At 57.2% G+C, this 15,831-nt stretch carries 7 protein-coding genes; 6 read left to right on the top strand and 1 reads right to left on the bottom strand.

The features are described from left to right. Positions 1–106 precede the first annotated feature (106 nt). Positions 107–538 carry an NUDIX hydrolase gene (locus PCH05_RS07450; protein ID WP_127601735.1) on the top strand — a complete coding sequence of 144 codons (432 nt, stop codon included), beginning with the start codon at positions 107–109 and terminating at the stop codon, positions 536–538. A gap of 14 nt (positions 539–552) precedes the next feature. Here PCH05_RS07450 and PCH05_RS07445 read toward each other — a convergent pair whose 3' ends face one another. Then, complete coding sequence (locus tag PCH05_RS07445; protein ID WP_127601734.1) at positions 553–1,521, bottom strand: Na/Pi cotransporter family protein; 969 nt, start codon at positions 1,519–1,521, stop codon at positions 553–555. Positions 1,522–1,686: 165 nt separating this feature from the next. Here PCH05_RS07445 and PCH05_RS07440 point away from each other — a divergent pair, with 165 nt between their 5' ends. The 5 genes from PCH05_RS07440 to PCH05_RS07420 all read left to right on the top strand — a co-directional run bounded on the left by PCH05_RS07440 (position 1,687) and on the right by PCH05_RS07420 (position 15,664). Then, positions 1,687–3,060: a class I SAM-dependent rRNA methyltransferase gene (locus PCH05_RS07440; RefSeq protein ID WP_127601733.1), complete on the top strand. Its 1,374-nt coding sequence runs from the start codon at positions 1,687–1,689 to the stop codon at positions 3,058–3,060. Between the two features lie 378 nt (positions 3,061–3,438). Further along, positions 3,439–6,954, top strand: coding sequence for a helicase-exonuclease AddAB subunit AddB (gene addB, locus PCH05_RS07435; RefSeq protein ID WP_127601732.1), 3,516 nt, complete (start codon positions 3,439–3,441; stop codon positions 6,952–6,954). Then, positions 6,948–11,012 carry a helicase-exonuclease AddAB subunit AddA gene (addA, locus tag PCH05_RS07430; RefSeq protein WP_127601935.1) on the top strand — a complete coding sequence of 1,355 codons (4,065 nt, stop codon included), beginning with the start codon at positions 6,948–6,950 and terminating at the stop codon, positions 11,010–11,012. The genes addB and addA overlap by 7 nt, the downstream gene beginning before the upstream one ends. 66 nt (positions 11,013–11,078) lie before the next feature. Next, the gene (locus PCH05_RS07425; RefSeq protein WP_127601731.1) at positions 11,079–12,257 is read left to right on the top strand and encodes an exonuclease SbcCD subunit D; all 1,179 of its coding nucleotides are present in this window, start codon (positions 11,079–11,081) and stop codon (positions 12,255–12,257) included. Continuing rightward, positions 12,254–15,664, top strand: a complete 3,411-nt coding sequence (locus PCH05_RS07420; protein WP_127601730.1) for an AAA family ATPase — start codon at positions 12,254–12,256, stop codon at positions 15,662–15,664. The genes PCH05_RS07425 and PCH05_RS07420 overlap by 4 nt, the downstream gene beginning before the upstream one ends. Positions 15,665–15,831: the final 167 nt, after the last annotated feature.

Genomic DNA, 15,831 nt, shown 5'->3' with positions numbered 1-15,831 from the left:
GCCGGAGGGGCTTTTGCAGAATTCTGACCGAACAAGGATTTCATTTCCATGAGCAAAAGAGGAGGTGGAATCCTTGTTGTACTTGGAGATAAGAGGAGGAATCATCATGGCCAGAACAGAGATATCCGCAGGCGGCGTTGTATATCGCAAGGTGGAAGACCGCCTTGAAGTACAGCTGATTATGGACCGTTACGGAAAAATATCGCTTGCCAAAGGCAAAATGGAGCCGGGTGAAACCGTAGAAGAAACGGCGCTGCGTGAAATTGAAGAGGAAACGGGAATCGTCGGGGAGATTATCGCTCCGGTAGATATTATTAAATATAAATATATCAATCCGGTCCACGGTGAAGTGGATAAAGAGGTTCATTATTATTTGGTAGAAGCCAAAGGCGGCTTGCTCCGTCCCCAGGTGGAAGAGATCAGCGGGGTCTCCTGGTATGATCCGGCCGAGGCATGGCTGAAGCAGGAGCAGGGCGGTTACGACAACAACGATATCATTGTCCGTAAAGCCCTGGCGTTGCTAGGCATTCATGTCTGAGGCCGCGCGATAATCTATCGTGGACTCGCTTTTTTCCATACCGGCAGGTAACAAAGCGGGAGTGCGGCAAGCGAGCTAATGATATTGAACAGCGTTTGTGCATGAGCGATCTGGGCACCGCTGTCCGCGGATATAGCGGCTGCCATCCACTGCAGCAGCGGGAGGAACGGCATAAACAGGAGCGCGCCTCCGACATTGAGGACGACATGGGTCCAGGCGACGAATTTGCCGGATGTCGTGCTGCCGATTGCGGCGATGACCGCGGTCACGCAGGTGCCGACGTTGGAGCCGAGGACGATGCCGATGCCGATGCCAACGGGGAGCGTGCCGGCAGCGGCCAGCGCGATCGCAAGCCCAATGACCGCGGCGCTACTGTGCATCAAGGCGGTCAACACCGCGCCGGCGGCAATGCCCCACCATACGTTATGCGCGGCTCGTTCGATAAACCAGCCGAATAATCCGGCATGCTCCAAAGCCGGGCCGATCGACTGCATGACACGGATGCCGAGCATCACCATGGCAAATCCGGCGGCAGCCAGGGCCAGCAGCTGGGCGGATCGAAACGGGTTCGCTTTGGCATGGCTGAAGAGCTTGTATTCCTCGGCGATCACCGATATTCCCCATACAAGGATAGAGGCTCCCAGCAGGGGGAAGGCGATCTGTCCGATCTGCAGTCCGATCAGCTCCGTGGTGATGCAGGTTCCGATATTGCTGCCCAGGATGATACCGAGGGTACGCTCATAGGTGAGGAGTCCTGCATTTACGAGTCCCATCGTCAATACGGTGACGGCCGTGCTGCTTTGGAGCACGGCTGTAATGCCTGTACTGAACAGCATGCCTTTGAGCGGGGAAGAGGTTGCTTTTTTAAGGAAGGATGACAGCATTGGACCGGCCCAGCTGCCAAGGGCCGCTTCCATCACCTTCATGCCTGCCAGAAATATAACGAGTCCATAGATGACAGGGAAAATGATCGTGTTAAACATGGGAAAGGCTCTCCTTTGACGGGTTCTTGTCCATGTATTACGTATATGCACTCGCCGGGACAACCATGACATGGTGCCCGTGCACGGAATCCTGAATGAAGATTCGGCAGGATGGAACCATCGCTTGATATGAGCAAAAATTGCAAATGAGTAGGAGTGGACATGTTGGCATCTGTAGTTCTTCAGAAAAACCGCAAGAAACGGCTTGAACAGGGTCATCCCTGGATATATAGCAACGAAATCGAGACGACCGAGGGAGATCCCCAGCCAGGAGATCTGGTGCATGTGAAAAGCCATCAGGGGCGTTATCTGGCGACCGGATACTACAATCCGGCTTCGCAGATTACGGTGCGCGCGGTGTCTTACCGCGAAATCGAACGCATGGACCGGGCGTTTTTCGCGGAACGCTTCCGGAGCTGTCTTAAGCATCGGGAACGTTTCCTGAAGGAAGGGAACGCGTATCGTCTCGTATACGGCGAAGCGGATTTCCTTCCCGGACTGATCGTGGACCGGTTCGATGACGTGCTGGTGGTACAGCTCCTGACGCTGGGCATGGATATCCGCCGTCAAGACATCGTGGACGCTCTGGTAGAGGTCATGAACCCAAGGGGGATTTACGAGCGGAGCGACGTTCCGGTGCGGGAGCTGGAGGGGCTGGAGCAGACGAAGGGACCGGTGTACGGAGAATGTCCCAGATACGTCACGGTTCGGGAGAACGGCCTTTTGATTCGCGTCGACATCGAGGAAGGGCAGAAAACCGGCTACTTCTTCGATCAGAGGGAGAACCGAGCTTCAATCGAACCGCTCATGACAGGCTGGGGGGAACGCAGCGGCATCGCGCTGCAGGAGGTTGAAGAGGACGGACGAGCTGTGATGCATCCCGTGAACAAGAGCGGCAAAGTCGTTACGTTTCCTTACTGGGACGGTGCGACCGTCCTGGAGTGCTTTTCCCATACGGGCAGCTTTACCCTTCATGCCTGCCAATACGGCGCCAAAAAAGTAACCTGCCTCGATATTTCGCAGCATGCGATCGACAGCGCCCGTGAAAACGTGGAGCTGAACGGCTTCGCCGACCGGGTGGAGTTCGTGGTGGACGATGCGTTTCAATATTTGCGTACCCAAGTCAAAGGGCTGGAGGAAAGACAAAAGCGTGCTTCCAGCTCTGCGGACAAGGTGGACACTTCGCAGAAAATGACCGCAGGCGGGGGCAGAACCTGGGATGTGGTTATTCTGGACCCGCCAGCGTTTGCCAAGACCAAAGGTGCCGTAAAAGGCGCCTGCCGGGGCTATAAGGATATCAACCTTCACGGCATGAAGCTGGTGAACGAAGGCGGATATCTGGTTACGGCCAGCTGTTCATATCATATGCGCCCGGATCTGTTCCTTGCGACGATCCAGGAGGCGGCGGCCGATGCCGGCAAAATCCTGCGATTGATCGAATGGCGCGCCGCCGGCAAGGACCATCCGCAAATTCTCGGCGTTGACGAGGGACATTACCTGAAATTCGCGATTTTTGAAGTGAGAAGCAGAACGTTTTAGCATTAGAATAAGAAAAAGGCATGGGAAGAGCTTCCCATGTCTTTTTTTGCTTTGGCGTCCCCCGGGTTTGCGTACTTCGTAGTTATGCAAAACTTTGCCTCACGACCGGAAGAATACCATTTTTCGATATATTTGCGGTCAGCATGCAAAATATAACATTCCTTCCAAACGCGGGTAAACCAATGATTGCCTGAAAAACACGCCCTGTACATTTAGTGATAGAATAGTAGGGTTAAACAGAGTTTCGGAGCGTTCGCGAAGTCAAACATACGTTCTATTCTTTCGCTAATATGATATACTGAATGATATATTTAATAGAGTGTTCAATTGAAATGATGATGCGATGATATAGATTACATAGGTTGAAGGAGGAGCAGCATGCCGGTTCAATTTCTTATCGGACGCTCAGGGAGCGGAAAAACGACGGCTATTCTAGAACAAATCGCCGCCAAGCTCAAAACCTCTCCGCAAGGGAAAGCCATGATACTGCTGGTTCCTGAGCAGGGATCGTTTCAAGCGGAGCATGGTCTGGTGACGACGGGCGGCATACAAGGCAGCGTACGGGCGCAGGTGCTCAGCTTCCGCCGGCTGGCCTATCGAGTCATGCAGGAAACAGGGGGAGCCGCACGAGTTGCCATCAGCGACGAAGGCAAAAAGATGCTGTTGTACAAAATCATTCAACGCCGCAAGGACGAGTTGAAGCTGTTTGGAGCATCGGGAGAACAGCTTGGCTTTGTCGGCCGTCTGGGAGACGTATATACCGAGATGAAAAGATACTGCATCGATTCGTCTGCCGTCAAGCAGGTGCTGGAGCAGATGCAGGCAGCACACCGGGCCACACCGATGCTGCGCAGCAAGCTTGAGGATCTCTGGACGGTGTATAGGGATTTTGAGCAGGAAATGTCACCGCTCTACATCGATGAGGAAGACCATTTGGTCCGGCTGACCGAGGCTGTGAAGGATTCCTCCTATCTGCAGGGCGCCGAAATCTGGATCGACGGTTTCCATGGCTTCACGCCGCAGGAGCTTCAGGTCGTCGGTCAATTGATGCATCACGCAGCATCCGTGACCATTTCGCTCACGCTTGACAAGCCGTATGAAGGATCGCGAACGCCGCATGAACTGGAGCTGTTTCATCCGACAGCGACCACGTATGTCAAACTCAGAGGCATGGCGGAGGAACTCGGTCTGGATTTCGGCAACACAGTGCTGGACCCTGACATGCTGCCGCGCTTCCGGGAGAGCAGCGCGCTTGCGCATCTGGAGCGGGGGTATGACCGGAGATTGCGCTATCAGCCGGTGGATGGTCAAGCGGTCCAAGACGGAATTTCCATTCATCCCGCTTCCAGCCGGCGCGCCGAAGTTGAAGGCACGCTGAGAGAAATTCTTCGTTTGGCGCGTGAGGAGGGGGTTCGATATCGGGAGATGGCGGTGTTCGTCCGTAATCTTGCCGATTACGAGCATCTTGTGATGCCGTTGTTTCAGGATTATGGCGTGCCGCTGTTCCTGGACCAAAAGAGAAGCGAGCTGCACCATCCGCTGGTGGAATTCGTCCGTGCGGCGCTCGATGTGATCCGGCGCTACTGGCGGCATGAAGACGTATTCCGCTGCGTAAAAAGCGAGCTGCTGCTGCCGCTGGACGGTTCGCTGACGCGCGAGGATATGGACCGGCTGGAAAACTATGCGCTTGCCAGCGGCATTCAGGGCTATCGCTGGACGGACGGCCGCCCTTGGAAAGGCATTCCGAGCCTGTCTTTGGAAGAAGGGGGCTCGGCGCACGGGAGAACGGGCGAAGCGCTGCTGACGCTCATGGAGCGCTGCCGGGATGCCATTACAGGGCCGTTATCAGCATTTGAAAAGCGCATCAAGAAAGCCAAGACGGCCCGGGATATGAGCACCGCGGTATTCGGGCTGCTGGAGGATGCGGGGATCCCCGAGAAGCTGGACCACTGGAACCGCGAAGCATTGCAGAGCGGGCGTCCACAGGCGGCCAGAGAGCATCGGCAGCTGTGGGGAGAGGTTCTGAACCTGCTGGATCAGATCGTCGAAATGATGGGACAGGAGAAAATGACGTTTGAATTGTTTGCCGGCATTTTAGAAACCGGACTCAGCGAAATGAAGCTGGGCCTGGTGCCGCCCTCGCTGGATCAGGTGCTTGTCGGTACGATGGACCGTACCCGAACGAGCGGGGTCAAGCATGCATTCTTGCTGGGCGTTAACGACGGGGTCATTCCCGCGGTTTACCAAGAGGACGGCATCATAACCGAACAGGAGCGTTCCGTGCTGGCGGATTCAGGCATGGAGCTGGCTCCGGGTATATCGCGCAAGCTGCTGGACGAACGCTTCCTGATTTACAACGCGCTTACTTCCGCGAGCCGCCATGTGTGGATCAGCTATCCCGCGGCGGACGACGAGGGCAAGGAGCTGCTCCCCTCAGAGGTGCTGCGCCATCTGACAAGAATGTTTCCGGGACTTCAGGAACAGCCGATATCGGGGCAGCCCGGGAGCGACCGGACAGACGCCGAGCATGAGGCTTACATCGAACATCCGAGGCAGACGCTCAGCCATTTGATCGTGCAGCTGAGAAGATGGAGACAGGGCGCGAAAATACCGGAGCTGTGGTGGAATACGTACAATTGGTACTTGCAGGATCCGCAGTGGAGGGGGCCGATTGACATGCTGCTGCGTTCCCTGTTTTACCGGAACGAGACGCTGAAGCTGAATGCCGATACGAGCCGCAGGTTGTACGGAAGCAAGGTGCGCACAAGCGTATCCAGAATGGAGCGCTTCGTGGCATGTCCATTTTCCCATTTCGCGTCCCACGGCCTGAAGCTCAAGGAGCGCCAGTTATACCGGCTGCAGGCGCCGGATATCGGGCAGCTTTTCCATGCTGCGCTGAGCGAAATGGCCGTTAGGCTGAAGGAGCAGCAGCGCAGCTGGGCCAGCTTGTCCGCGGACGAATGCCGGCGGGAGGCGGAAATGACGGTCGAGCGTCTGGCGCCGATGCTGCAGGGGGAAATTTTGCTCAGCTCCAAGCGCTACGGCTACATTTCCCGCAAGCTCAAAAATATCGTCGGAAGAGCATCCGTCATCCTGGGAGAACATGCGCGCCGGGGAAGCTTTGAGCCGGTCGGGCTTGAGCTGGACTTCGGTCCGGGCAAACCCCTGCCGCCCCTGACCTTCGAGCTGGAGAACGGATCGGTGATGGAGGTTGTCGGCCGGATCGACCGCGTGGATATGGCACAGGGAGAAGACGGGCTGCTGCTGCGGGTAATCGACTACAAATCCGGACAAAAGGATCTGAGGCTCCATGAAGTATATTACGGATTGGCACTTCAGATGTTGACCTACCTGGACGTGCTTCTGACCTATTCGGAGGAATGGCTTGGAAGCAAGGCTTTGCCTGCAGGCACGCTGTATTTTCACGTGCATGACCCGATATTGCAGTCTGCGAATGGCATGACTATGGATCAGGCTGCAGATGAGCTTCTCAAACGCTTCAAAATGAAAGGGCTGATCATGGCCGACCGCGACGTTGTTTCTAAAATGGATACGACGCTGGATAAGGGCCATTCGTCTATTCTGCCTGTGGCGGTCAAATCAGACGGCAGCTTCTACAGCAGCGCTTCGGTGGCAAGTCCGGAGCAGTGGGATCATCTGCTGCATTCCGTCCGAAACAGCATCGAGACGATCGGCACCCGAATTACGGAAGGCGACGTGCGGATCGAACCGTACCGGATTCAGCAGGAGACGGCCTGCACGTTCTGCCCCTTCAAGCCGGTATGCCAGTTTGACGAGGCGGTGGAGGGAAACCATTACAATACGCTGGGCAAGCCGGATAAATCGCAGGTGTGGGAGCTGCTGTCCCAGAGCAAAGGAGGAGAAACATCTTGAGCCTAATACCGAAACCCGAAGGCAGCAAATGGAGCGATGACCAGTGGAGGGCGATCTCCGAAACGGGAGACCACATTCTCGTCGCCGCCGCTGCCGGCTCCGGCAAAACGGCCGTGCTTGTGGAACGGATCATCCGTAAAATCATCGATACCGAGCAGGGGTTCAGCGTGGACCGTTTGCTCGTTGCGACCTTCACCAAGGCGGCTGCGGCGGAAATGCGGGAACGGATCCGCGAAGCGCTGGACCAGGAGCTGGAAAAGGACCCGGACAACGTCCATTTACGCAGGCAGCTTTCGCTATTGGGCCGCGCATCGATCACGACGCTGCACTCCTTTTGCCTGGAAGTCATACGGCGTTATTATCAGATGATTCCACTGGATCCGAATTTCCGGATCATTAACGAAAATGAAGCGGAACTGCTGCGTCAGGAAATCCTGGAAGAGCTGTTCGAGGAAAAATACGGACTCGAAGCCGAAGGCAGTGATTTCATCCGCCTTGTGGACTGGTTCAGCGGCGAGCGCACCGATGACGCCATGCATGCGCTGGTGCAGAAGCTGTACGATTTCTCCCGAAGCCATGCCTGGCCGGATGAATGGCTCACCAGCACGGCGGAAGCCTTTGCGGTCGAGGACGTTGGAACTCTCGGACAGACCGCCTGGGTACAGAGCATCCTGCAGGATGCCCGCCTTGCCTTGGCAGGAGCAGAAGGGCTTCTGAAACAGGCACATGCGCTCGCGTTGGCTCCGGGCGGTCCTGCTGCCTATGCGGACAACCTGACCGCGGATATGGAGATGATTCAGTCGCTTCGGGAAGCGATGTCTCATCGGCCCTGGGAAGAGCTGTACGAAGTCTTCCAAGGAATATCCTTCGGCAAGCTGAAGAGCGTGCGCAAGGACGAGACGGATCCGGTGCTGCAGGAACGCGTCAAGGAACTGCGGGAGGCCGTGAAAAAAACGGCGGCCGATCTGCGCGGTGCTTTGTTCGGGCGCTCCGCCGAGTCTTTTTTGAAGGAGCTGAACGAGGCGGCTCCGCTTATGAAGGAGCTGGCCGGGCTGGTCATTCAATTCGGAGAGCGCTATGAACTGGAAAAGCGCAGGCGCGGAGCGGTCGATTTCAGTGATTTGGAGCATTACTGCCTGCGGATTTTGTTGCATTCGGATTCGACACCGGAGCATCCGATGCCTTCGGATGCTGCGATTGAATATCAGGAGCAATTTGATGAGGTGCTGCTGGACGAGTACCAGGATACGAACAGCGTCCAGGAAACGATCGTCAATCTGATTTCGCGGGATATGCCGGGCAATCGCTTTATGGTAGGTGATGTGAAGCAGAGCATTTACCGGTTCCGTCTCGCGGAGCCGGGGCTTTTCCTGGATAAATATCGCAGATACGACCGTGGCGGCGGCAACGGCATCCGCATCGACCTGGCGCGGAATTTCCGCAGCCGGATGGAAGTGGTGAATGCGGTCAACGTGATTTTCCGCCAGATCATGAATGAAACGGTGGCCGAGATCAGCTACGACGAACGGGCCGAGCTTGTGTACGGAGCGTCGTTCCCCGCAGCGGAGCAGTCGGAAGGATCGGGGCTGAACCCATACACGCCGGAGCTTCTTTTGATTGACCGGGCGGGCCATGGTCCGTCCGCCGAAGAAGATGCCCAGGAAGGAGACGGAGACGGTCTCCTGCAGGAAAGTGAAATGCAAGAAATGGAAACAGCGCAGCTGGAAGCCAGAGCCATCGCTAAAAAAATCCGGAGCATGATGGGCGACACCTCCCCCAAGCCGCTGCTGGTTTATGACAAAGGGCTGAAAGGGATGCGTCCGGTTCAGTATGGGGATATGGTCATCCTTCTTCGTTCGGCCTACATCTGGGGGCCGCTGATCATGGAGGAATTGAAGCAGCTGGGCATTCCCGCGGACGGAGAGCAAAGCCGGGGTTATTTTCAAGCTACCGAAGTGGAAATTATGCTGTCCCTGCTCCAGGTCATAGACAATCCGCAGCAGGATATCCCGCTTGCAGGCGTGCTGCGCTCTCCGATCGTCGGTTTGACGGAGGAGGAGCTGGCGCAGATCCGCTTAGTCCAAAGCGGTTCCTTCTATGATGCCTTAGCCGCTTCGCTGCAGCAGGGCAGCGATGAAGAGCGCGATGCGACGAAGGAGCTGGATCAGGCCCGTGCGGAAGCGGCGGCGGCTGTGGAAGTCTTATTTCCGGAGCAGCCGGACACTCGCCCGAGCATGCGTGAGCTAGCCGCGAATTCGGGGCCAGCTTCAGATGCGGAAATCTCCGCGGAGCTGAAGGATAAAATATCCGGTTTCCTGAATCAGCTGCAGCACTGGCGCGATGCTTCACGTCAAGGGAGCCTTGGCGATCTGATCTGGCGCGTGTACAGGGAAACCGGCTATCTCGACTGGATCGGCGGACTTCCGGGAGGCGCTGACCGCCAGAACAACCTGAAAGCTTTGTACGACAGGGCCGTTCAGTTCGAACAGACGACGGCCTCGAGAGGGCTTTTCCGCTTCTTGACCTTCGTTTCGCGATTACGCGACCGGGGAGGGGATCTTGGCGGAGCCACTGCCGCAGAGCACCGGGACAACGCGGTTCGCATCATGACGATCCATAAGAGCAAAGGGCTCGAATTCCCGGTCGTATTTTTGGCGGGGATGTCCAAAAGCTTCAATCAACAGGATTTGAACGCCTCGTTCCTGATGCATAAGGAGCTCGGATTCGGGCCGAAATTTGTGGACGAGGAGAAGCGGGTCAGCTTCCCTACGCTCCCTAACCTGGCCATCCGGCGCAGAGGGCAGCTGGAGCTGCTGGCGGAGGAGATGCGGGTGCTTTACGTGGGACTGACGCGTCCCAAGGAAAAATTGTTCCTGATCGGGACGGTCAAGGATCTTCAGAAAAAGGTATCCTCCTGGGCTCAGGTCCAAGAGGAGATGGAATATATGCTTCCGGACTATGTTCTTGCCAGGGGACGGAGCTATCTGGATTGGGTCGGACCGGCGCTGATCCGCCATCCCGGAGCAGCAAAGCTGAGGGAAATGGCGGACCTCGGTCCGGAAGTGTCATCAGTCTTGTTCTCAGACCCGTCGGTATGGAGCGTGTCGGTTCTGCATGCGGAAGAGCTTTCTCTGGCTTCCCTTGGGGGATGGGAGGAAGAGGAGGACTCGACTCCTGAACGGAAAAGCCGTCTTCAAGCCTTGATGAAACGAAAGCCTGTGGATGCGCTGAAGGATGCGAATTCGCTGGTCGAAGCCTCGATCGGCTCGCGGCTAAACTGGCAGTACCCTTTTGAAACAACGACGCGCCTGGCAGCCAAAACCTCCGTATCGGAGATGAAGAAGCTGCTGATGATGCAGGATCAGCCGTCCGAAAACTGGATGGAGGAAAAGCAGCTCCGCCAGGAATTGGCGGGGCGGCCCGGCAGTGGCGCCTTTACTCTGCCCCTGCAGCGTCCGAAATTCATGGAGCAGCAATCCTTGACGCCTACGGAGCGCGGTACGGCGTATCATACCCTGATGCAGCACATTCCGCTGGACCGGGGCGGGGTAGATGACGCGGTCGTGGAGGAAACCTTGGGCATGCTGGTCGAGCGTGAGCTGTTGACGCGTGAGCAGGCCGAGGTCATCCGGCCGGAGGAAGCGGGAGCATTTTTCCGGACTGAGGTCGGTGAGAGGCTGCGGAATGCGGAGTGGATCGCCCGCGAGATGCCCTTTAGCTACGGCATGCCCGCCGAAGAGGCGCATCGCGGCTTGTTGTCGGAGCAGGCCGGCTTCGCCGGCGAAGCTTTGGATCTGATCGGGATGTCGGTACTCGGCGGGGAAACGGTGCTGATCCAGGGCGTGGTCGATTGCCTGTTCCGTCAGGATGGACGGCTCGTGCTGGTGGACTATAAAACGGACAGGGTGCTGGAGCACCGCGGTGGCGTGGAGGCTCTTGCGGATCAGTACAGGTTCCAGCTGGAGCTGTATGCGAAAGCGCTGAAAGACATCCTTCACGAGGATATCAGCGAGAAATGGCTGTACTTTTTTGACGGAGGCCAAGCCGTACGTCTGTAATCGGATCGATGCGCCGACGGCGCAATGCTTTAATACTAATTTTTGCATATGGAAAGGAGAGGCGGCATGAGGATACTGCACACCGGGGATTGGCATTTAGGAAAAACGCTTGAAGGCCGCGGCAGGCTGAGGGAACAGGAGGATTTTGTGGATGAGCTTGTCCGCATCGCGAATGAGCAGCAGGCTGATCTGGTGCTGATGGCGGGTGATGTTTACGACTCGGTTAATCCGCCTGCGGCAGCGGAACAGCTCTTTTACGAGGCTTGTGCAAGATTGACGGAGAATGGGCGGCCGCTCGTTGTCATCTCCGGCAACCATGATCAGCCCGAACGCGTATCCTCGGTTTCGCCGCTGGTTGCGCGGCAGGGAATTACGCTGATCGGCCTTCCCATAGCTGAAACGGTAACGGTAGGGGCTTCCCGGACGGGAGAAATCGCCAAAATCGCTGCGCTTCCGTATCCCTCGGAATCCCGGCTTAATGAGCTGCTGTCCGCAGAAGGCCAGGAAGAAGAGCTGCGCAGGGCATACAGTGCCCGTGTAGGCATGCTGATGAACAAGCTCGCGCGGGAGTTCAAGCCGGAAACGGTCAATCTGGCGATGAGCCATATTTATGTTCTGGGCGGCGTGGAAAGCGATTCGGAACGCCCGATCCAGGTCGGTGGCGCCTATACGGTTGATCCATCGGCGCTGTCGGTCGGGGCGCAGTATACGGCGCTTGGACATCTGCATCGTCCGCAGGCCGTGAAGGGCGATGGTGTTATACGCTACAGCGGCTCGCCGCTGGCCTACAGCTTTTCGGAAGCCGGACAGGCTAAATCGGTCATGATGCTGGATATCGCCCCTGGCGGAGCTCCAGTGCTGGAAGAAATTCATCTGTCTTGCGGCCGTCCGTTGGTCCGCTGGAAAGCAAAAGGCGGCCTGGAGGAGGTCTACCGCTGGCTGGATGAAGGAAGGCATGCGGATGCTTTTATCGATTTGGAGGTGTCCTTGACCGAATCCATGTCGATCGGCGAGATCCAGCGCCTGCGCAAAAGCCGGGAAGGCTTCGTACATATCCGTCCGGTTTATCCCGAAATGGAGCAGGCGGAGCTGCAGTATGAACGTTCAGGGCTCCCGGTCTCGGAGCTGTTCCGCAAGTTCTATCAGCGTCAGACCGGCGGAGCCGAACCGGAAGAGGAGCTGACGCAGCTGTTTCTCGAGCTTGTCGAGGAAGAGGAACAGGCTAAGGAGGAGGAAGCGGAATGAAGCCAATTACGCTTAAACTATCCGGTCTGCAAAGCTACAGGGAAATGCAGCAGATCGATTTCGAGGATTTATGCGATATGGGGCTGTTCGGCATATTCGGGCCTACGGGCAGCGGCAAATCGACCTTGCTGGATGCGATGACCCTCGCTTTGTACGGCAAAGTCGAACGGGCCGTCAACGGGACGCAAGGGATCATGAACCATTCGGAGGACAGCCTGTTCGTTTCCTTCAGCTTTGAGCTGGCTTCCGAGGAAGGCAAGCACCGATACCGCGTGGAGCGGAGATTCAAGCGCACCAGCGAGCTGTCTGTCAGCAACACGGTCAGCCGGTTCATCGAGATCACGGATGAAGGCGAGAACGTCGTTGCCGACAAGCTGGCCGAAGTGACGCGATGCGTGGAAGATAAGATCGGCCTGAAAATGGACGACTTCACCCGGGCCGTCGTTCTTCCGCAGGGCAAGTTCGCCGAATTTCTCTCTCTGAAGGGCAGCGAGCGCAGGCAGATGTTGCAGCGCTTATTTCATCTTGAGAAATACGGTGATCAGCTCGGCATCAAGCTCAGCCGAAGGGTCAAGGAGAATGACGGCACGCTGCGAGCCATCGAAGCGGAGCAGCAGGGACTGGGCGAGGCAGGCGAGGATGCTTTGAAGCTGGCGGAGCAGCAGCTGAAAGATGCGGCTGCCCAAGCTGAGGCGATCCGCGCGAAGCTGAACGCATTGACGAAGGATGCGGAGGAGAAGGGCAAAATCCGGGAGCGCCAGCTGGAGAAGCATCGGAAGCAGAGCCAGCTGGACCAGCTGCGCATGCTGGAAGACGAGATGCGGGGACTTGAGCAGCGGCTTGACAAGTCTGCAGCCGCGTCCGCCATTTTGCCATCCCTCGTTCAATGGAGGGAAAGCAGACAGGAGTGGAAGCAGAAGGACGCGGAGAGAGCCGTGCTTCAGACCTCTGCTCAGCAGGCCGAAGAAGCGGCGGTCAAGGCTGCTGCTATCGATGAAGCGGCGCAAGAAGCTTTGGCTTCCAGCGAGCCGAAGCTATTGCAGCGGCAGGAACAGCTAGAGCAGGCGGTTGTGCTGCAGAAGGAGCGGGATGCTACTCAATCCCTTTTCGAGCAGCTGATGGTTCAGCATCAAGCGGCGTCTGTAAACCTGAAAGAGCTGCAGCAGTCTCTTGCCAAGGAGCAGGAACTATTGAACCGGGGATCGCAAAAGCAGTCGGAGCTGCAGGAGAAGCTGAACGGGCTTGAAGTTAGCTCCAAAGAGCGGGATATGCTTCAGAAGGCACTGCAGCTGCGCCAATTGCTGGTTTCGGGAGAAGAGCGCCGGGCTAAGGCGCAGGCGGAGATGGAATTGCAGCAGGAGAAGCTCTCTTCGGTGCAAAGGAAGCACGAACTGAGCAGCGGGCAGCTTCGCCTGCTTCAGGAACAGGAGAAGGAGCTTGCCTATAAAGGCGCAGCATTGCTTGCTCAAGCCGAGAAGCAGGCCGGGCAGGCAGACCGTGCCCTCGTGAGTCTGGAGCGGGATGATCATGAGCTTAACGAGGTGCTGAAGCAGCATCAGCTTCGGAGCCTTTCGCGCGCACTCGCTTCGGAGCTTCATGACGGGCAGCCATGTCCGGTATGCGGCTCTTTGGATCATCCGGTCCCCGCCCATGCTGAAGCGGATGAGACGGGCATCTACGAAGAGACGCTTCGGAAGCTCCAAGAAATCAGGGCAAGGGTCCAGGATTTCAAATATGCCCAGCGGCAGATCATTCATGAATGCTCGGCCCTTGGGGATGGCGAGCTCATTGACGCGCCGAAAGCCGCCGGCGAAGCGATGGATTATGCGGCTGCGAGCGCGGAGCTTGCGGATGCTGCGCCATTCTCGGCAGCGGTCTGGGAGCAGCGGATTGACGCGCTTGAGGCTTCGCGGGACCAGCTGTCGGAAGAGCTGTCAATACTGAAAAGAGAATCCTCAGAGCTTCGGGAGAAGTATGAAACGGTGCGGCAGCAGACGCTTAAGCTGACGGCAGAGATCGAGGCCGGCAGCGGTGTATTAGAACAGCTTCGGACGAAGCTGGAGCAGATCAATGAAGAAATGACTCTCCTGAGAGGCAAGTGGTCCGAGGAACTGCCGGAGCTTCCGCAAGGCGAGGTCGAAACCCGGTGGGCCGAGATGTCGCAGAAGGATCGCGAGGCAGAGGAAATCAAAGAACGACTCCGCCGGAGCGTGCCGTTTCTGGAGGAGAAGAAAAGTACCGTCCAAGCGATGGAACGAAGCTTAACGGACGCGGAGAAGCAGCTGGTTCAGCTGGAAGTCCAGCTTCAAGGCAAACAGGAGCTTCTGAACGAGAAGCAGCAGCGCCTGCAGGCCTGGATCGGCGACCAGCGGGCGGAAATCCTGCTGGAGGCCTGCATTAAGGAGCTGAAGACGCTCCGGGAAACGGCAGCAAGACAGAAGGCGCTGCGGCAGTCCGCAGAACAAGAGAAGCATGAAAGCGCCAAGGCCTATGCTATGGCATGCCAGGCTGCGGATTCTGCGTCAGCGCATCAGGAGGCGGCGGGCAAGCGCTGGGAGAAGCTGCTTGCGGATTCGACTTTTGCCGGCGAGGCGGACGTGGAAGAAGCGTATATCACGCCTGAGCAGGCTGAACAGCTCGCGGCCAGGGTTCGGACGCATCGCGATGGAGAACGGGATCTGCTGTCCGCGATCCGGCATATTGAGGAGCAGCTGCTCGGCTGCTCGCTGACCGAAGAAGAGTGGATGAACGTGACGCGGGAGCTGTCCGAAGCCAGGCTGGCCGACGAGGAAGCGCTGCAGGCCAAGGCACGGTCCGAACGCGATCTGGAGGATATCAGGAAGCGTCATGCCCGTTGGACGGAGCTGGAGAAGCTTCGATTGGTGCGTCAGCGCGAAGCGGAGAAGCTGTTCAAGCTGCAGTCCTGCCTGCGGGGAAATGCTTTCGTCGAGTATATCGCGGAGGAGCAGCTGATGCAGGTCAGCCAGTCCGCGTCCCAGCGGCTTGGATATTTGACCAAGCAGCGTTACGCGCTGGAGGTGGACTCCGGAGGTGGCTTCCTGATCCGGGACGATGCCAACGGCGGCGTGCGCAGGCCCGTATCTACGCTCTCAGGGGGCGAAACCTTCCTGACGTCCCTTTCGCTGGCGCTGGCTCTGTCCGCGCAAATCCAGCTCCGGGGACAGTATCCGCTGCAGTTCTTTTTCCTGGACGAAGGATTCGGTACGCTGGATCCAGAGCTGCTCGAAACGGTCATTACATCACTGGAAAAGCTGCATAGCGATCATTTGTCGGTGGGCGTCATCAGCCACGTTCCGGAGCTTCGGGCGCGCCTGCCGCGCAAGCTGGTGGTAATACCTGCGGAGCAAGCCGGCGGCGGATCGAAAATAACAGTCGAACAGATGTAGCGTGAACAGATATAGCGTGATGTAGCTCACAGTGACAGCTGCAAGCCGCTGTTATAATACAGTTATAGCCGACATCTTACAAGAAGCACCCCGGCGGACGTATGGCTGGGACCTACCTCCTTAACATACGTCCGTGCGCATCCATGCTGTTTCAGCTTTGGAGGGTG

Origin of the sequence: Paenibacillus chibensis, from assembly GCF_004001045.1 — a bacterium.
Taxonomy (GTDB): Bacteria; Bacillota; Bacilli; order Paenibacillales; family Paenibacillaceae; genus Paenibacillus_AQ; species Paenibacillus_AQ chibensis.
This window is presented reverse-complemented; position numbering and strand designations above follow the sequence as displayed.

Excerpts from the sequence above, each read along its gene's own strand:
- PCH05_RS07420 (WP_127601730.1), top strand. The coding sequence starts at position 12,254 with ATGAAGCCAATTACGCTTAAACTATCCGGTCTGCAAAGCTACAGGGAA.
- PCH05_RS07450 (WP_127601735.1), top strand. The coding sequence starts at position 107 with ATGGCCAGAACAGAGATATCCGCAGGCGGCGTTGTATATCGCAAGGTG.
- addB (WP_127601732.1), top strand. The coding sequence starts at position 3,439 with ATGCCGGTTCAATTTCTTATCGGACGCTCAGGGAGCGGAAAAACGACG.
- PCH05_RS07425 (WP_127601731.1), top strand. The coding sequence starts at position 11,079 with ATGAGGATACTGCACACCGGGGATTGGCATTTAGGAAAAACGCTTGAA.
- PCH05_RS07445 (WP_127601734.1), bottom strand. The coding sequence starts at position 1,521 with ATGTTTAACACGATCATTTTCCCTGTCATCTATGGACTCGTTATATTT.